The sequence below is a fragment of the Celeribacter baekdonensis B30 genome, from assembly GCF_000299875.1.
Lineage (GTDB): Bacteria > Pseudomonadota > Alphaproteobacteria > Rhodobacterales > Rhodobacteraceae > Celeribacter > Celeribacter baekdonensis_A.
On sequence record NZ_AMRK01000004.1, the window covers coordinates 1 to 15,351 of the forward strand.

Sequence of the window (15,351 nt, forward strand, 5' to 3'; positions counted from 1 at the left end):
TCTTGAATATGGCGGCGCGGCGGTTGTTCTCAAGAGGGAGATGTCAGCCCCTAGGCGGCCTGTCGAGTGGCAAGTTCCGAGACGATCCGGTACCCCAGGCCCCAAACCGTTTGCACCATATCCGGTTCGCCGCCGCTCAGCTCAATCTGTTGGCGAATGCGGCTGAGATAGACGTTGATGATCCGCGCATCGGGTTCATCATCCCAAGCATAGAGGTGGTTCATAAAGGCCTCACGCGTCACCAACCGTTCGCGATGCAGCGACAGCATTTCAAGGATTTCATACTCCTTGCGCGTCAAATGCAGCGCCCGCCCATTCAGGGTTGCGATGCCGTGATGGGTGTCGAGGATCAGCGGCCCAATGGTCAGGTCTTTGCTTGAATAGCCCGCCGTGCGGCGTACGGCGGCTTTGATTTGTGCGGCAAGGGCCGCGGCATTGACCGGGCCGTAAATCACATCGTCGGCCCCCATGGCATAGGCCTTTTTGCGTACGTCCCAACGCTCGGTTTCGCTCAAAACATAAATCGGGATCAAAGAGTTGCGCTGACGCATATGTTCGATCAATTTGCACCCGTCCATGTCCGGCATGTCGAGATCAAGCACGATGGCGCTTTGTTCGCCAAATTCGGCAAAATCTATCATTTCGCGCCCGTCATTGACCCGCGTCACCAAAAGACCGGCGTCAACGAGACCAGCTGCGGCCGCCATGGAATTCCAGTTCGTTTCAGAGAGAAGTACACGCATATTCGACCCTTTTGTTGTTCGCCGCCCTTTGGCATTCGGGGGCGCAGATGGGTCCGTTCTGGACGACTGTCGCGGGCTTTTGGCCGCGCTGTTGTGAGGTTGATTGAATTTTAGCTAATTTGGATGGGGCTTTGGCAAGGATTTGTTATGGTTAATGACTGAAAAGAAAAGAAAATCCGAAAAAACACGGCGCATATCATGGAATGCGGCAGAGGTGGGGCGAGAGGGGGGAAGCTATGGGGAGAATGGTCCAAAAACCGTGGTTAACCGGGCCTAACTGGCGTCGCAAAATGCCATGCCCGCAGTTTCAGTTTCGCCCCTGTGCGTCATGATTCTCCACAGCTCTGTTGCTAAAACCTGATATATTCGTGTTAGGCTATATCAGATCGCAGCGACAGATCAGGGAGGATCCAATGCCAACGATTTCCAAAGACAACGCCTGTCAAACCGTCATAACCACATTTGAAACCACGCCCGGTTCAGCGCATGACCTGATGGAAGCGCTTCAATCCGCCTATGCGGAGGTGATTTCCAAACAGCCGGGGTTCATTTCGGCGGCGCTTCATATCAATGACGCCCAAACCCGGATCGCCAATTATTCACAATGGACCAAGCGCGAGGATTATCAGGCGATGTTGCGCACCGACGAGATGCGCAAACGCAACCGGGTGATCAATGGCATGTGCAAGACATTTGAACCCGTCATGTATGAAGTAGAAGGAGTGTATTAATGCGTTTGGCGATCATTATGAGCCTCATGGCTGGGGCAGCGTTCGCGGAGCCTGTCGGGATCACCCCCGACACGATGGCGATCACGGTCGAAACCCCCTCCGGTCCAATGGAGATTTCGCGCATTCAGGACAATGCCAATGAACTCTCCGGCACATGGGCGCAGACCTCCCGGCCTTGTCCGAATTTCTGCATTCAACCGATGAATCCAGCGCCGGGTGTGACCACCATTGGCGAATTGGAACTCATGGCGATGTTGCAGGACCCGAATGCCATGGTGCTCGACAGCCGGGTCAAACCGGATTTCGACGGCGGCGCCATTCCGGGCGCAGTGCATATGCCCTACACGGAGGCGGCGGATCGGCTGGGCGAGTTGGGCTGTGAACCGGATTTCGAAGGCTTCATCTGCGAGGGCGATCAGGTCAAAACCGTCGCGCTCTATTGCAACGGCCCATGGTGCGGCCAGTCGCCCACCGCCGCACGCCGCATGATCGAAGCAGGTTTCCCGGCGGAGAAGATTTTCTACTACCGCGGCGGAATGCAGGTCTGGCGGATGCTCGGGCTGACGGTGACGGAATAGGGGGCTGTTTGCAGCAGTGTTGAGGAGTGGCCGACGGCATGCGGGGCGCGCCCCCGCATGCGCCACCAAGGACACGGGCGAGTTTCGAGATTAAGGCGAAACCCCGAGCGGGCAGGGGCTTTTGGGCAAGAGGCTGGCGGCGGAGTAGTTTGAGCTAAGGTTGTGCGAGGCCAATCGGACATGCTTGCATGTCCGAACGCGCCCAAAACCACGATTGGATGGTGTTGTTTACGCGGATTTGCGCGGCCGCATAGAATCAGTGTAATTTAGAATTCTGGATACTTAAAAAAGTCAATAAAAATCTTCGTGGTTGATTGGTCTTTTATCGTACGCCCCCATTTGATCCACTCTTCTTGGCGAAAGGATTTGCCTATTGAGTACATTTTTTGAACAGCTTTGTCTTCCCGGGATGGAGAAACACGTAATCGCATTTGAAAAATCTGCGATGGCCGAACAACAGAAACGGCGTATTAATACACAGAAAAATATCGTCAAGCTGGGCCCGGATCCCTATGAAATGCATCGGGGGCGAGCGTTGGAGATAAGGCATGCCGAAGGTTGTGGTTGCGCGCTGTCCCAACCCGATAAAGAATATCTGTACGATACGTATGGTCCCAAAGGGCTAAACTATTGCCCGATGTGCCGGCTTAGGGGGGGCGTTTGATCACCGCTTCCCCCGCCGACCAGCATTCCCCCCACGCATTCCGCCACGACCAGCGGTACTCCGACCACTCGCGGCCTTCGCGCCTTCGACCGCTTGGTCCACCGCAGTTTGTCGCGCCATGGGGTCGTCGTGCAGCACCAGATCGACGGCTTCCAGACGTTTGATCTCGTCGCGCAGTCGTGCCGCTTCTTCGAACTCCAAATTCTCCGCCGCCTTGCGCATGTCGGATTTCAGCCCGTCCAACACGGCTTGCAAATTCTGTCCGGCCTGCGCTTTGTCGACGGTCGCGGTGACGCGGTTCATGTCCACGTCGCCTTTGTACAGACCGGCCAAAATATCCTCGACGTTCTTTTTGACCGTCGCGGGGGTGATGCCGTGGGCCTTGTTATAGGCGATCTGTTTGTCGCGCCGCCGCTCGGTTTCCCCCATGGCGCGCTCCATCGAGCCGGTGATTTTATCGGCGTATAAAATCACCCGGCCTTCGACGTTGCGCGCGGCGCGGCCAATGGTTTGGATCAGCGAGGTTTCCGAGCGCAAAAAGCCCTCTTTGTCGGCGTCCAGAATGGCCACAAGCCCGCATTCCGGGATGTCCAACCCCTCGCGCAACAGGTTGATCCCGACGAGCACGTCAAACGCCCCAAGCCGCAGATCGCGCAGGATTTCGATCCGCTCGATCGTATCAATATCGGAGTGCATATAGCGCACCCGCACGCCTTGTTCGTGGAGGTATTCGGTCAGGTCTTCGGCCATGCGTTTGGTCAGCGTCGTGACCAAAACCCGGTTGCCCTTGGCCGCCTGGCGTTTGGCCTCATGCATCAGATCATCGACCTGCGTGTCCACCGGACGGATTTCGATCACCGGGTCCAAAAGCCCGGTGGGGCGGATGATTTGTTCGACAAACACGCCGCCCGACTGTTCCAATTCCCAGTCTTTCGGGGTTGCGGACACAAACACCGATTGAGGTCGCATCGCGTCCCATTCCTCGAATTTCAAGGGCCGGTTGTCCATACAGGACGGCAAGCGAAACCCATGTTCCGCAAGCGTCATTTTGCGCCGAAAGTCACCACGATACATGCCGCCGATTTGTGGCACGGAGACGTGGGACTCATCAGCAAACACGATGGCGTTGTCGGGGATAAATTCGAACAGGGTCGGGGGCGGCTCACCCGGCGCGCGGCCCGTCAGATAACGTGAATAGTTCTCGATCCCGTTGCAAAATCCCGAGGCTTCCAACATCTCAAGATCGAAATTGGTGCGCTGCTCCAGCCGCTGCGCTTCCAAGAGTTTGCCCTCGTTGTTGAACTGATCCAACCGCAGCCGCAGCTCTTTCTTGATGCCCTGGATCGCCTGTTTGATCGTCTTTTTCGGCGTCACATAATGCGAATTGGCATAGACGCGGATTTGGTCGAATGTGTCGGTTTTCTTGCCGGTGAGCGGATCAAATTCGGTGATTGCCTCCAATTCTTCGCCAAAAAACGATAGTTTCCACGCCCGGTCATCCAGGTGAGCGGGCCAAATCTCAAGACTGTCACCACGCACCCGAAACGAGCCACGCTCAAACGCCTGATCGTTGCGGCGGTATTGTTGTTCGACCAAATCGCCCATGATCTGACGCTGGTCGTACTCCTTGCCGACCTCCAAATCCATCGTCATCGCCATGTAAAGCTCGGGCGACCCCAGACCGTAAATGCAGGACACGGAGGCCACGATGATCACGTCGTCGCGCTCCAAAAGCGCGCGCGTTGCGGCGTGGCGCATCCGGTCGATCTGTTCGTTGATCTGGCTTTCTTTTTCGATGAACGTATCGGAGCGGGCGACATAGGCTTCGGGTTGGTAATAGTCATAGTAGGAGACGAAATATTCGACGGCATTTTCCGGGAAAAACCCTTTGAATTCGCCATAAAGCTGGGCGGCGAGGGTTTTGTTCGGGGCCAGGATGATCGCCGGGCGTTGCGTTGCCTCGATCACCTTTGCCATGGTAAAGGTCTTGCCCGTGCCCGTCGCGCCCAACAGCACCTGATCACGGTCGCCCGCATCCAACCCGTTTGACAGCTCTTTGATTGCCGTCGGTTGGTCTCCCGAGGGCTCAAAATCGCTGTGCAACACAAACCGTTTGCCGCCTTCCAATTTCGGGCGCAGTTTTAGTTCCGGGTTCGGGCTGTGCAGGATTGGCGTGTCCATTGGCATTGGGCGGAACTCCTTGGCGTCCATTCCGTTTCGTGAGCATTTCAAAAGCAAGCTGCGGCAAGGCCTCTTTCGAGATGCGTTAAGGTGCATTAATGATCCCTTTTTGTTCACCTTTCAAGCCTCGCGCGGCAGAACGGTGGGTTTTGTGCGGCTCCGTGGGGGCACTACGGTGGGCGCACTACGGAAGGGTTAATAAAAAGTTACCACTTTAAGGAGATTTTTATGCGATTAAAAACAACCTTAAGGATATTAATCCTTGCGTATGGCCGGTGTGGCTCCTAGTCTGATTGTGCAAGCAGCAGAACAGACTGTCCCGGCCTTGGGTGCACCACCCACCCCACCCCTCGCTCTCCACCCTTGGCCGGGCAGTCACCCCCCTCCAAGCCCGCCCTCTTGTCTTTAAGTGGGCGGGTTTTGCTTGGTTTGTGTGCAACCGCTCTCGCCTGAGCCGCGCTACCTGTTTGTCCCTGTGGCGACAGATGTGCGAAGGGCTTGAAACGGCGCACGGAAACGGGGATAAGGCAGCAAGGCAAAAAGGAGTCTCCCGATGCGCGCTCGTATCTATCAGCCCGCCCGAAATGCTATGCAATCCGGGCAGGGTAAGACCAAACATTGGCTTCTCGACTACGCGCCCGCATCGGCGCGCGACATCGACCCGTTGATGGGCTGGACGTCTTCCAATGATACTCAGGCCCAGGTGCGCATGAGTTTTGACAGCAAAGAGGCCGCCGTCGCCTATGCCGATCATCATGGTCTCGATTATGTCGTGCAAGAGCCCAAAACCCGCGCCCCCGTGGTGCGTCCCGGCGGCTATGGCGAAAACTTCGCAACCAACCGCCGCGAGCCTTGGTCGCACTGATCTTTTGAAAAGACGAACGATAACAGTTGAATAGGAAGGTGGCTCAGGCTTGCGAACCATTTTTCGAACCGTTATCAAAGAGCCACGGTCCCGTAGCTCAACTGGATAGAGCACCTGACTTCTAATCAGGATGTTGGGGGTTCGAGTCCTCCCGGGATCGCCATTTTTTCCGTATGACGCCAACGGCCTTCAGCGCTGCAAGCACACTGTTAAGATGCTGGCCCGTTTCCAAAGCGATGCTCTGAGTCGTCAAGAAACGTGCGTGGAATGAGGCGATATTCTCGGGAGAGAGATAGAAGCGCATCTGCCCTGTCCGTGGATGCGCGCTCAGTTGCGCTGGAGTTTGACCATCCTCGACGAAAGCCAGAAAAGTCCCGCCTCCCCGCAGGCCGATGCTGCGTCCAAAGGCTGCTGCTGGAACCATTTTCTCGGTGGAACGCCGGACCTCTGGCTTCGGGGCAAGTTGGTCCACTTCTCCGCGGCGAACTACGAAAGCTTGGTAGTCCTATTCGGCACACGCGACGAGTTCATCGGCATCCTTCGAAGTTTTGAGAAACCCTGTTGGCTTTAACTACTGTCCATTTACGACATCCTCCTCAACTCCGGCGAGATCGACCCAGAGCTGACCTTAGCCGGGATGGTCAACGCTGCGATGCGGCTTCCCTGAAGCGGTTGTCCGTGACCTCGTGCAGCATGCACTGGAAGTGCCAAGGTCCGCGTGTGGGACAAAGCAAAGATCTGGACAATCAATCATAGCTTTTTACTCTCGCGACATGATTGGCTCGGAGGCTCGTGAACTCGAGTACGTGACAGAAGCGGGACGTCTCGCCATTCGCCCGGATCACCTCTCCGCTCGCAGCGCCAACCCTACCGTGGGAGATCGCATATTCGACGATAACCTTCGCCGGCGCATGTTCAGTTGACAGGGCCTCCAGAACGGCTGTTCTCCCCACGATCTGCCGGGTGGATGTGCTCTCCCAGGTTACCGCTGGATCGAAGGTTTCTGGGTCGCATATGCCGGTTTCCAGGGCGATCGCGGTATCTTCAACGAAGCCATTCTTCGGAGAGTTCCCGCAATCCGGGCTGCGGATAATTCGGGGCATTTGTGACCTCATTTCTCAGGTCGCGCCCTGCAACGCTGCCTCGATGCCCGCGATGTCAATCTTCTGCATCTCCATCATCGCGGCCTGTGCGCGGGCCGAAGCGGCCCGGTCCGGGTGCGACAGCGCCTCCATCAGGACTCTCGGAGTGATCTGCCAACGATAGCCCCAGCGATCCTTGCACCAGCCACACATGATGGGCTCTCCGCCGTTACCCACGATGGCATCCCAGAGCCGGTCCGTCTCGGCCTGGTCCTCGGTATAGACCTGCAGCGAATAGGCATCGTTGGGCTGCACATGCGGACCGGCATTGAGCAGCGCATAAGGCAGGCCGAGAAGGGTCATCTCGACCACCTGAACGGTCCCGGCTGGCGTGCTCGGCGTCCCTTCGGGCGCGCGGATCACATTGTCCACATGGCTGTCCCGGAAGGTGGCGGCGTAGAACTCCGCCGCCGCTTCGGCCTCGGTATCGAACCAGAGGAACACGGCAGCCTTTCGTTTCGTCATCGTCTTTCTCCTTTCAAAGGGCGGTCGGGACAGTGCATCGGAGTGTCACGCAGCTATCTGCGAGACCCGTTTTACACCCTGTCAGAACTCCAGCCCATCAATTCGCCAGCCCTTGCATCGATCACGGTTCAGGCGGTGTCCTCGAATATCGGGGTAAAGCCGCCCCACATCATGCGCTTGCCATCGAAGGGCATGTCCATGTCCTGCCAGCGCGGGTCGGTCTGCATGCTGGCGCCGCATTTGTCATGCGTTTCCTTGTCCGGCCAGATCATCCACGAAAAGCAGACCGATTCACCGTCCTTCAGGGCCACCGCGCGATTGAAATCAGTGTGTTTGCCTTCGGGGATTTGATCGCCCCAGGTTTCCATGATCTGCAAGGCTCCGTACTCCCTGAAAAGCGGCCAGGCCTTGCGGGCGCTTTCGATATAAGCCTCCTTGTTCCCGTTCGGGACGGGGGTGAGGAATCCGGCAATATAGGTCATGTCGTCTCTCCTTGTATGGCTTGAAACTCCGCCATCCATGCGTCGAAACCGGGCGGCGGATTACCCGTGAAACCCGCCATCTGCGCGGCTAATGCTCTCTGAAAGGCGGGCCGTTCGGTGCCCCGCGCGACATAGTCGGCGAGATTGGGGAAGGTTTCGATCAACCCTTCGCCTTCGATGATCCGAAGAACGCTAACCATCATCAGGTCACCCGCGCTGAAGCGACCCGTGAACCACTCCGCCGCCCCGAGCCGATCCGACGCCTCCTGCAACCGTTCTTCGATCCGCGTGTCGATCCCCGGCAAACGCGGTGCCGACCAGGGTTCGGTGGCCTCGAAGATCGTCGCCATGGAGCGATCCATGATTGGCGGCTCCAACGTGTTCAACGCGGCGAAAAGCCATTCGAGCGCCCGCGCCCTACCGGCGGGGTCCTCGGGCATGAGGCCGGGAAACCGCCCGGCGATATGCCAGACAATGGCGCCGCTTTCGAACAGCGTCAGGTCGCCCTCTTCGTAGGTTGGCACCTGCCCGAACGGTTGCAGGGCACGGTGTGCTGCCTCCTTCTGCTGCCCCTGCGGAAGACAGCGAACGGCGTAATCCTGACCGACCTCTTCCAGCGCCCAGCGAACACGCAGGTCACGCACCTGCCCCCTGGCGAAATCCGGCACCCAGTCGAAGGCGGTGATCGTGATCGGGGCGTCCGCCTTAACCGGCATGGGACATCTCGGCCGGCCCTTTTTCGACCGCCTCGGCGCTCATCCACATGGGCTCCCAGATGTGACCGTCGGGATCGGCAAAGCTGCGCCCGTACATGAACCCGTGATCCTGCGCCGGGCAGGGATCGCCCGCACCGCCCGCAGCCACGGCGGCGGCGGTAATGGCATCCACCGCCTCACGATCCGTACGGCTGATGCAAAGCAACACCTGCGCTTCGGACGCGGGGTCCACCCGGCGCCGGTCGGTGAAGCTCGACCATAACTCATGGGTCAGCAACATCACCCGGATCTCGTCGGATAAAGCCATGCTCGCAGCGAGGTGATTGGTAAACCTGGTGTCCTTGGTGAAACCGATCGCCTCGTAGAACGCCATGGAACGTTCAAGGTCTGCCACCGGCAGGTTTATGAAGATTATCTGTGACATCGCGTTTCCTCCTGAGTCGCGTCGTCGATATGGACAGGCTATGAGAATGAGATTACAAAAAGCAACCATGACGTTACAAAATGAAACCAAATCGGCGAAAAGCCCCCATGGCCGCTGGTACGGCGATGCCTGCGGCACGGCTTTCGGCCTTGAGCTTCTGGGAGAACGCTGGTCGCTTCTGATCGTGCGCGAATTGATGTTCGGGCCGCGGCGCTTCAGCGACATTCGCACAAACCTGCCGGGGATCAGTGCCAAGGTGCTGACCGAACGGCTTGCCGGGCTCGAGGCAAACGACGTGGTCCTGCGTTCAACCGCGCCCGAGCCTGCACCTGCACAGCTCTATGGCCTGACCGAATGGGGCTATGCAGCGGAACCGGTCATTCAGGAACTGGGCCGGTGGGCCGCCGCCTCACCGTTGCACGATCCGACACTTCCCCTGTCACCGGCTTCCTTCATGCTGTCGCTGCGAACGATGCTCGATGCCGAGGCGGCGCGGGACATGGAGGCGGAGGTGCTCTTCACCATCGGGACCGCGCAATTCACCGCCCGGCTCGCCAACGGTGCGATGCCTGTAATGCGTGGTAATGCGAGAGAACCCGACTTGCGGTTCGAAGCTCCCGCTGCTCCCCCCCTTGCGGCGGTCTTCTATGGTGGAGCTGCCCCCGAAACGGTGGGCGTGCAGATCACGGGTGCCCCGGATATGGTTCGCACGTTCATCTCGCTCTTCAACCTACCACCCAAGTACGATTAGGCATAAACGCCAAATGGTTAAAAGCCGCGCGTCGATATCAAGAGGCATAAAGCGCTTTGCGCTTTGCCTTGAAATTTCCTGCTGAGTCCTGCGCCAGTTTGTGTGCTCCCGTTAGCTCATCTCGGTTCATTTCATATGCCGCGCATGCCACTCACATCTTGAAGATTGTGGCCCAACCAAACTCGGCGGCAAAAATAGCTGGCGTCTTACCGGCGAAGATCTGGAGTGTAGGGTTTGCACCAGCGGCAAGAAGAACTTCAAAGCATCGATCAGCTCCGACCTTGGCTGCTGAATGCAATGCGGTCCGACCAAGCGCGTCTTGCGCATCAATATCTACATGGCGATCAACGATGGCCTTTACATGCCTACATCGTTTCGATTTGTGTTGTGCAGACAGGTAGGATTGTAGAGGAGACCGAGCCGCGAGATCTGTTTTCAGCGCCGTCGCACCCCTACACGCGGGCCTTGCTTGACGCGGTGCCCGGCGCGCATTGATGTCACCGTACAAGCGCTGACGCCGAATGTGGCGACCTAGTTTTTCACATTCAGCGGCATCAGGGTCTTGGCCAGTGCCAACGCCTGATCGGCAAGAGCGCTGCGCTTTGATCGGGGGCGGGCGGCGAGGAGGGGCAGGTCGATCGCCTTGGTTTCCACCTCTACGATGACCAACTGACCCTCCGCCAGCTCGCGTAAGATCGCAGCGTGGGGCAAAAGGGCTAGGCCCGCCCCCTCTATGGCGAGACGGATCATCATGAACAGGCTGTCGGTGTGCAGAAAACGCCGATGCCGCGCGGTGCCAAAGGCGGGCGCGTGAGTGTGGTCGTGGATCGGCGATTGCCATCCATAGCTGATGATGGGACAGGTGCCGAGTTCGGTGTCTGACAGCCGAGTGGTCGACAGACCCGGTTTTGCCACCCAAACCATTTTATACGCGCCGATACGTTCGAGCCGAAGGCGCGGGTCTTGCGGGTCTTCGGACAGGAACGCAAGGTCGAGCTGATCTGTCGCGAGGTGTTGCAGCAGCGTGGCCGACTGATTGACCTCAATTTCGAGGCGCAGGCTCGGTTGGGCATGCTCAAGACGCGTCGCCAGCGTCATCAACCACGTCGCGGCCACGGGCCCGTTTGCCCCGATCCTCAGCCGCGTCTCAACAGGCAGCGCCCCTTTGTGAAAGGAGAGGTCCTCGGTCAGACGCAAAACCTTGCGGGCATAATCCAAGAGTTCGTGCCCCTGCTCGGTGAGCGTCAGGCTTCGGTCTCTGTGAAGCAGCGTCACGCCCAGTTCTTCCTCCAGTCCCTGAATGCGTGCAGACACGGTCGGTTGCGAAATATTGAGCCTCTCGGCGGCCCGCCGAAAGCTGGACAGGCGGGACACCCAAAAGAAGGTCTCAAGGCTGTGGGTTTGCATGTGCGTTTCCGGTGATTAAGATTTTCTATCACAATGATCAAGTAAATCAGGTGGACGAGCAAGGCTATCCGATTGCGTAATAGAAAAAATCAACTGGAATCTGATATGACCTATGCTCTCGACCCCATGCCCACTCCCGTCTCCGGCCCGCTCTTGTCGCGGCTCGCACGCTTTGAGACTGTCCTCTTTGGACACTTCTTGGATCGGGGGGTGCTTGATCCCGGCGTGGTACCTGCGCTCCCCGTGGGCACCGTCACAGGGACGGCTGTCACCCTGAGCCTGCCGGGGCTGGATTCAACTTTGTTGCACCACGCCACCGGGCTTTTGCGTCCCGGCGATATTCTGGTGATCGACCGCCGGGGGGACCGCTCGGCGGCCTGCCTCGGCGGCGGTGTGGCACGGGCGATCCTGAATGCGGGGGCCGCCGCTGTGATCATCGACGGTTGTCACACGGATACGGACGAACTTGCCGCCATAGGTTTACCCGTCTTTAGTCGCGGGGCCTCGGTTCTGACCACGCGGCTCCAAGGGCAAGGGGGCGCCCTTAATCGCCCCGTGTCTGTCGGCGGTGTTCCGATTCTTGCAGGCGACGCGATCCTCGCCGATGCTTTGGGGGTCGTGGCGATCCACGCTACGGAGTTGGAACACAGTTTGACACGGGCAGACGCCCTTTTGGCGCTGACCAAACGTACGATTTCCGGCGTTGAGGCGGGACAGCGGATTGGTGATCTCTCCGGGGCCAGCGCCATCGTGGACAGCCACATGCTCTCGGAGGACTAAGTGATGGCGTCGATCCCACAGCTTGTCGATGCGGCCTTTGCGGCCTGTCCCGAGGGCGCACTGGGTCTAATCTATGATTATGCGGCGACGCCGTTTTCCTCTGATCCGGCCAAGTTTGCGCTGCCGGATGTGATCGAGGCCCGCGGTGGGGCCGAGCGGTTGGTCGCGGATTGGTGCGGGCAGGCGCTTTATCGTACGGATCCGGTCCAAAACGTGGCCGCTGGTATCACCCGCCCTTTTTCGTGGAGCTACCACCCACAGGAGCCTTCTGTTATTGCACGGGATTTAGAGCGGGCAGAGGTGGGGGAGGTGTCCGAGCGTCTGCTCGGCTGGGCCCTAGCACGCGGGATCACCGTGCCGCTGCATCTGCCGGCACAGGGGTTTGCCACAATTACGGTGTTTTTACCGGATGGCGCGCGTGCGCAAACGATCCTCGCGGATTTTGCCCTTGCGGCACATCGGTTGCAGGATCAACTCACCCCCGTTTTGCCTCAGTTGCGCAACCCGCTGAGCCCGCGCGAGGCAGAGTGCCTGTCGCTGACGGCGAATGGGTTGTCAGCCAAACAAATCGCCTATGCATTGGATCGCTCCGAGAGCATGGTGGTCAAGCATCTTCAGGCGGCGGGGGTGAAATTGGGAGCGCGCAACCGCAGTCACGCGGTCGCCATCGCCACACGTCAGCGCTGGATCTCTTGATAGGCCCGCGCCGCCGCGTCCCGTATCAACCCGACATCCGAGGTTGCGCTGACTAGCGCATAGCCGCGCGCGAACAGAGCTGACGGGGCCTCATTTGGCAACGCCGCCCCGCCCAAAAGTTTCCCTGTCGCGAGGATGCTTTGTTCGGCCTTCAGCAACGCTTCTGACAGTTCTGGAGAGCCAAGATCTCCAAAGGCGCCATAATCGGTGGTCAGATCAAGCGGCCCGAGAAACAGCATGTCGATACCGGGTGTTGCGGCAATGACGTCGATGGCCTCAAGCCCTGCGCGGCTTTCAATCATGACCGCGACCAAAAGGCTCTCATTCGCCTGCTTTGCATGGTACGTATCCGCGCCATAACGCGCCGCTCGTGAGACCGTGAACTGCGCGCCACGCCGTCCGATAGGCGCATAGCGGGCCGCCTGCGCGATGGCACGCGCCTCGTCTCCCGAGCGGACATCCGGCACCATGATTCCGTCAAACCCCGCATCGAGCAGCGGTTTGATCGCGGCTGGCGAGCCGTCCTGTGCGCGGGCCATGACAAAAGCATCCGAGGTGCTGCGGATCGCCCGCAAGCTGTGCAGCAAACTGCCAAGGTCCGTGGCCGCATGTTCGCGGTCGACGATCATCAGGGGAAAGCCCGCCAGTCCGATGATTTCGGCCACATCGGGCTGGTTGAGGAACAGAAAGGCTGCGGGCAGCTTTTCACCGGACAAAAGGGTTTGGCGCAGGGGTTTCATGTGCAGGCTCCATTTTGACTCCGTTCTAAAGCCGACGTGTAGGGTTGGCAGGGTGTAAGATGTTGCAGCTTACGTGGGGGGCTTGAGCTGCGGCAAAGTGCAGAGACATAGACGACCAAGGACGCCCAGTTATGCTTGCTGCCCCCGACATCCAACATTCCTCTACCCAAGACGGCCTTTACCCCTTTCGGGATCACATGACCTGGTATCGGGTGGTTGGAAACCTGCGCAGCGGACTTGCGCCGCTCGTGGTGGCGCATGGCGGTCCGGGATGTACGCATGACTATGTGGATGCCTACAAAGCGATCGCGCAAACCGGGCGCGCTGTGGTGTTTTATGACCAGCTTGGCAATGGGCGCTCGACGCATTTGCCGGATGCCTCCCCCGATTTCTGGACTGTTGAGCTGTTTCTGGCGGAGTTGGATGGCCTTTTGTGTCATTTGGGCATTCAGGACGACTATTGCCTGCTCGGGCAAAGTTGGGGCGGAATGCTTGCGGCAGAGCATGCTGTTTTGCGCCCGAAAGGGCTTAAGGCGCTCATCATTGCCAATTCGCCCAGCTCGTTTCGCACATGGGTCGAGGAAGCCCTGCGCCTGCGTCACGATCTGCCAGACGGCCTGCATGAAACGCTGTTGGCCTACGAGGGAAAAGGCGAATTTGACCATCCCGCCTATCTTGCGGCAACGGACGTGTTTTATCGCAACCACGTCTGTCGTATGGACCCTTGGCCTGCGGAAGTGGTGGCGACGTTTGATGCGATTGCGGCTGATCCGACGGTTTATCACACGATGAACGGGCCGACGGAATTCCATGTTATCGGCACGCTTAAAGACTGGACCATCGAGGATCGCTTGCACCTGATTAAGGCCCGGACTCTGGTCCTGACGGGGCGTTTTGACGAAGCGACCCCACGCGCAACCGAGGCCTATGCCAACAACATCCCCGGCGCGCAGTGGCTGATTCTCGGCAAGTCGAGCCACATGCCGCATGTCGAAGAGCACGATCTGTGCATGTCTGTTGTCGCTGATTTCCTGAACCGGAGCACCAAATGACTGTTTTTGCCGCCCTCCAACTGTGTTCGACCGCCGATGTGGCACAGAACAACGCCACCATCGAGGCGCTTGTGCGCGATGCGGCCCGTCAGGGCGCGCAGGTCGTCAGTCTTCCAGAGGCCGCCAATATTCTTTTGAAAGATCAGATGGCCTATCCGCGCCTCTGCCTGCCCGAGGCCGAAGATACGACGCTGGCGTTGTGCGTGTCGCTCGCTGCGGAGTTGGGCATCTGGCTGCACACAGGCTCCTTGCTGGTGCGTACTGAAGATGGCACTCGGGTGTGGAACCGCGCGCATGTGATTTCGCCCGAGGGTCGGATCATCGCCTGTTATGATAAGTTGCACACCTTTGATGTGGCTCTCGGCGGGGCAGGGGATTTTATTGAAAGTCGCGCCGTGTCCCCCGGCGAAAAAGGCGCGGTGATCTGCGATGCGGCGGGGCATACGCTTGGCTTGTCAATTTGCTACGATTTGCGATTTGCCTATCTTTTCCGAGCATTGGCGACGGCGGGGGCCAATGTCCTGATGATTCCAGCCTCCTTTTCGCCGATCACAGGCCCGTTGCATTGGGAGGTGTTGCTTAAGGCGCGTGCGATTGAAACAGGTGCCTATGTGGTGGCCGCTGCGCAATGCGGGATGCGCGACGGCGTCGCGACCTTCGGGCAGTCGCGCATCATTTCCCCGATGGGCGAGGTTTTGGCCTCTGCCGGGGATGTCCCCTGTGTGATTTTGGCGGATATTGTCGCGGAGACTGTTGCCAGTACACGCCGCCGCTTGCCAGTTCTGTCGCAAACCCGTGAGATTGGGAAGGTCACTTATGCCAGTTGAGGGGCCATTTAACGCGTCGAATACGGCGCAAAATATCACATGTCAAAAATTGGCGCCAATTTTAGCGCCGATTATGGTGCCTTTTTTGACCAAAGGCTATGGTGCGT

20 protein-coding genes and 1 tRNA gene are annotated in these 15,351 nt (G+C 58.6%); 11 read left to right on the top strand and 10 right to left on the bottom strand.

The features are described 5' to 3' along the window. Positions 1 to 50: 50 nt before the first annotated feature. Positions 51 to 743 carry a response regulator transcription factor gene (locus B30_RS08085; protein ID WP_040402090.1) on the bottom strand — a complete coding sequence of 231 codons (693 nt, stop codon included), beginning with the start codon at positions 741 to 743 and terminating at the stop codon, positions 51 to 53. 413 nt (positions 744 to 1,156) lie between these two features. On the opposite strand from B30_RS08085, the gene B30_RS08090 reads away from it, so the two are divergent. The 3 genes from B30_RS08090 (at position 1,157) to B30_RS08100 (ending at position 2,716) form a co-directional block, all read left to right on the top strand. Further along, on the top strand, positions 1,157 to 1,474 hold the full coding sequence (locus B30_RS08090; RefSeq protein WP_009571558.1) for an antibiotic biosynthesis monooxygenase family protein: 318 nt from the start codon (positions 1,157 to 1,159) through the stop codon (positions 1,472 to 1,474). Then, positions 1,474 to 2,052 carry a rhodanese-like domain-containing protein gene (locus B30_RS08095; protein ID WP_009571559.1) on the top strand — a complete coding sequence of 193 codons (579 nt, stop codon included), beginning with the start codon at positions 1,474 to 1,476 and terminating at the stop codon, positions 2,050 to 2,052. The genes B30_RS08090 and B30_RS08095 overlap by 1 nt, the downstream gene beginning before the upstream one ends. A gap of 373 nt (positions 2,053 to 2,425) precedes the next feature. Further along, positions 2,426 to 2,716: a hypothetical protein gene (locus B30_RS08100; RefSeq protein ID WP_009571560.1), complete on the top strand. Its 291-nt coding sequence runs from the start codon at positions 2,426 to 2,428 to the stop codon at positions 2,714 to 2,716. Here B30_RS08100 and uvrB read toward each other — a convergent pair whose 3' ends face one another. Next, positions 2,717 to 4,903, bottom strand: coding sequence for an excinuclease ABC subunit UvrB (gene uvrB, locus B30_RS08105; protein ID WP_009571561.1), 2,187 nt, complete (start codon positions 4,901 to 4,903; stop codon positions 2,717 to 2,719). Positions 4,904 to 5,450: 547 nt separating this feature from the next. On the opposite strand from uvrB, the gene B30_RS08110 reads away from it, so the two are divergent. Next, the gene (locus tag B30_RS08110; RefSeq protein ID WP_009571562.1) at positions 5,451 to 5,762 is read left to right on the top strand and encodes an ETC complex I subunit; all 312 of its coding nucleotides are present in this window, start codon (positions 5,451 to 5,453) and stop codon (positions 5,760 to 5,762) included. Positions 5,763 to 5,848: 86 nt separating this feature from the next. Then, a tRNA-Arg gene (locus B30_RS08115) sits at positions 5,849 to 5,925 on the top strand. 583 nt (positions 5,926 to 6,508) lie between these two features. Here the strand turns inward: B30_RS08115 and B30_RS08125 are convergent. From B30_RS08125 to B30_RS08145, 5 genes are all read right to left on the bottom strand, one after another. After that, a complete protein-coding gene (locus B30_RS08125) occupies positions 6,509 to 6,865 on the bottom strand; it encodes a hypothetical protein (protein WP_009571564.1) in 357 nt (118 codons plus the stop codon). Positions 6,866 to 6,880: 15 nt separating this feature from the next. After that, complete coding sequence (locus B30_RS08130; RefSeq protein ID WP_009571565.1) at positions 6,881 to 7,369, bottom strand: VOC family protein; 489 nt, start codon at positions 7,367 to 7,369, stop codon at positions 6,881 to 6,883. A 128-nt stretch (positions 7,370 to 7,497) separates the two neighbouring features. After that, positions 7,498 to 7,851 carry a DUF1428 domain-containing protein gene (locus B30_RS08135; RefSeq protein WP_009571566.1) on the bottom strand — a complete coding sequence of 118 codons (354 nt, stop codon included), beginning with the start codon at positions 7,849 to 7,851 and terminating at the stop codon, positions 7,498 to 7,500. Further along, a complete protein-coding gene (locus B30_RS08140; RefSeq protein ID WP_009571567.1) occupies positions 7,848 to 8,567 on the bottom strand; it encodes a glutathione S-transferase family protein in 720 nt (239 codons plus the stop codon). The genes B30_RS08135 and B30_RS08140 overlap by 4 nt, the downstream gene beginning before the upstream one ends. Next, the gene (locus B30_RS08145) at positions 8,557 to 8,991 is read right to left on the bottom strand and encodes a VOC family protein (protein ID WP_009571568.1); all 435 of its coding nucleotides are present in this window, start codon (positions 8,989 to 8,991) and stop codon (positions 8,557 to 8,559) included. Before B30_RS08145 ends, B30_RS08140 begins: the two co-directional genes overlap by 11 nt. 46 nt (positions 8,992 to 9,037) lie before the next feature. Between B30_RS08145 and B30_RS08150 the strand changes: the two genes are divergently transcribed. Then, positions 9,038 to 9,742: a winged helix-turn-helix transcriptional regulator gene (locus B30_RS08150; RefSeq protein WP_226946189.1), complete on the top strand. Its 705-nt coding sequence runs from the start codon at positions 9,038 to 9,040 to the stop codon at positions 9,740 to 9,742. A gap of 151 nt (positions 9,743 to 9,893) precedes the next feature. Here the strand turns inward: B30_RS08150 and B30_RS22725 are convergent, their stop codons facing one another. Next, positions 9,894 to 10,139, bottom strand: coding sequence for an ankyrin repeat domain-containing protein (locus B30_RS22725; protein ID WP_349677502.1), 246 nt, complete (start codon positions 10,137 to 10,139; stop codon positions 9,894 to 9,896). Here B30_RS22725 and B30_RS22730 point away from each other — a divergent pair. Next, positions 10,130 to 10,237, top strand: coding sequence for an ABC transporter ATP-binding protein (locus tag B30_RS22730; protein WP_349677503.1), 108 nt, complete (start codon positions 10,130 to 10,132; stop codon positions 10,235 to 10,237). The two genes, B30_RS22725 and B30_RS22730, sit on opposite strands and share 10 nt — an antisense overlap. Before the next feature lie 36 nt (positions 10,238 to 10,273). Here B30_RS22730 and B30_RS08160 read toward each other — a convergent pair whose 3' ends face one another. Continuing rightward, positions 10,274 to 11,149: a LysR family transcriptional regulator gene (locus B30_RS08160; protein WP_009571571.1), complete on the bottom strand. Its 876-nt coding sequence runs from the start codon at positions 11,147 to 11,149 to the stop codon at positions 10,274 to 10,276. A 105-nt stretch (positions 11,150 to 11,254) separates the two neighbouring features. Here B30_RS08160 and B30_RS08165 point away from each other — a divergent pair, with 105 nt between their 5' ends. After that, complete coding sequence (locus tag B30_RS08165) at positions 11,255 to 11,929, top strand: RraA family protein (RefSeq protein WP_009571572.1); 675 nt, start codon at positions 11,255 to 11,257, stop codon at positions 11,927 to 11,929. Positions 11,930 to 11,932: 3 nt separating this feature from the next. After that, complete coding sequence (locus B30_RS08170; RefSeq protein ID WP_009571573.1) at positions 11,933 to 12,625, top strand: helix-turn-helix transcriptional regulator; 693 nt, start codon at positions 11,933 to 11,935, stop codon at positions 12,623 to 12,625. On the opposite strand, the gene B30_RS08175 is transcribed toward B30_RS08170, so the two are convergent. Further along, positions 12,607 to 13,365, bottom strand: a complete 759-nt coding sequence (locus tag B30_RS08175; RefSeq protein ID WP_009571574.1) for an HpcH/HpaI aldolase family protein — start codon at positions 13,363 to 13,365, stop codon at positions 12,607 to 12,609. The two genes, B30_RS08170 and B30_RS08175, sit on opposite strands and share 19 nt — an antisense overlap. 131 nt (positions 13,366 to 13,496) lie before the next feature. On the opposite strand from B30_RS08175, the gene B30_RS08180 reads away from it, so the two are divergent. Both B30_RS08180 and B30_RS08185 read left to right on the top strand, forming a co-directional pair. After that, entirely contained in the window at positions 13,497 to 14,417 is a 921-nt protein-coding gene (locus tag B30_RS08180) for a proline iminopeptidase-family hydrolase (protein WP_009571575.1), read from the top strand. Beyond that, positions 14,414 to 15,244 carry a carbon-nitrogen hydrolase family protein gene (locus B30_RS08185; protein WP_009571576.1) on the top strand — a complete coding sequence of 277 codons (831 nt, stop codon included), beginning with the start codon at positions 14,414 to 14,416 and terminating at the stop codon, positions 15,242 to 15,244. Before B30_RS08180 ends, B30_RS08185 begins: the two co-directional genes overlap by 4 nt. The last annotated feature ends 107 nt before the right edge of the window (positions 15,245 to 15,351 follow it).

What these genes read in the sequence shown, in the direction of transcription:
- B30_RS08165 (WP_009571572.1), top strand. Translation starts at nt 11,255, where the DNA reads ATGACCTATGCTCTCGACCCCATGCCCACTCCCGTCTCCGGCCCGCTC.
- B30_RS08150 (WP_226946189.1), top strand. Translation starts at nt 9,038, where the DNA reads ATGAGATTACAAAAAGCAACCATGACGTTACAAAATGAAACCAAATCG.
- B30_RS08140 (WP_009571567.1), bottom strand. Translation starts at nt 8,567, where the DNA reads ATGCCGGTTAAGGCGGACGCCCCGATCACGATCACCGCCTTCGACTGG.
- B30_RS08095 (WP_009571559.1), top strand. Translation starts at nt 1,474, where the DNA reads ATGCGTTTGGCGATCATTATGAGCCTCATGGCTGGGGCAGCGTTCGCG.
- B30_RS08135 (WP_009571566.1), bottom strand. Translation starts at nt 7,851, where the DNA reads ATGACCTATATTGCCGGATTCCTCACCCCCGTCCCGAACGGGAACAAG.
- B30_RS08110 (WP_009571562.1), top strand. Translation starts at nt 5,451, where the DNA reads ATGCGCGCTCGTATCTATCAGCCCGCCCGAAATGCTATGCAATCCGGG.
- B30_RS08085 (WP_040402090.1), bottom strand. Translation starts at nt 743, where the DNA reads ATGCGTGTACTTCTCTCTGAAACGAACTGGAATTCCATGGCGGCCGCA.
- B30_RS08175 (WP_009571574.1), bottom strand. Translation starts at nt 13,365, where the DNA reads ATGAAACCCCTGCGCCAAACCCTTTTGTCCGGTGAAAAGCTGCCCGCA.
- B30_RS08170 (WP_009571573.1), top strand. Translation starts at nt 11,933, where the DNA reads ATGGCGTCGATCCCACAGCTTGTCGATGCGGCCTTTGCGGCCTGTCCC.
- B30_RS08180 (WP_009571575.1), top strand. Translation starts at nt 13,497, where the DNA reads ATGCTTGCTGCCCCCGACATCCAACATTCCTCTACCCAAGACGGCCTT.
- B30_RS08145 (WP_009571568.1), bottom strand. Translation starts at nt 8,991, where the DNA reads ATGTCACAGATAATCTTCATAAACCTGCCGGTGGCAGACCTTGAACGT.
- B30_RS08160 (WP_009571571.1), bottom strand. Translation starts at nt 11,149, where the DNA reads ATGCAAACCCACAGCCTTGAGACCTTCTTTTGGGTGTCCCGCCTGTCC.
- B30_RS08130 (WP_009571565.1), bottom strand. Translation starts at nt 7,369, where the DNA reads ATGACGAAACGAAAGGCTGCCGTGTTCCTCTGGTTCGATACCGAGGCC.
- uvrB (WP_009571561.1), bottom strand. Translation starts at nt 4,903, where the DNA reads ATGCCAATGGACACGCCAATCCTGCACAGCCCGAACCCGGAACTAAAA.
- B30_RS08125 (WP_009571564.1), bottom strand. Translation starts at nt 6,865, where the DNA reads ATGCCCCGAATTATCCGCAGCCCGGATTGCGGGAACTCTCCGAAGAAT.
- B30_RS08090 (WP_009571558.1), top strand. Translation starts at nt 1,157, where the DNA reads ATGCCAACGATTTCCAAAGACAACGCCTGTCAAACCGTCATAACCACA.
- B30_RS08185 (WP_009571576.1), top strand. Translation starts at nt 14,414, where the DNA reads ATGACTGTTTTTGCCGCCCTCCAACTGTGTTCGACCGCCGATGTGGCA.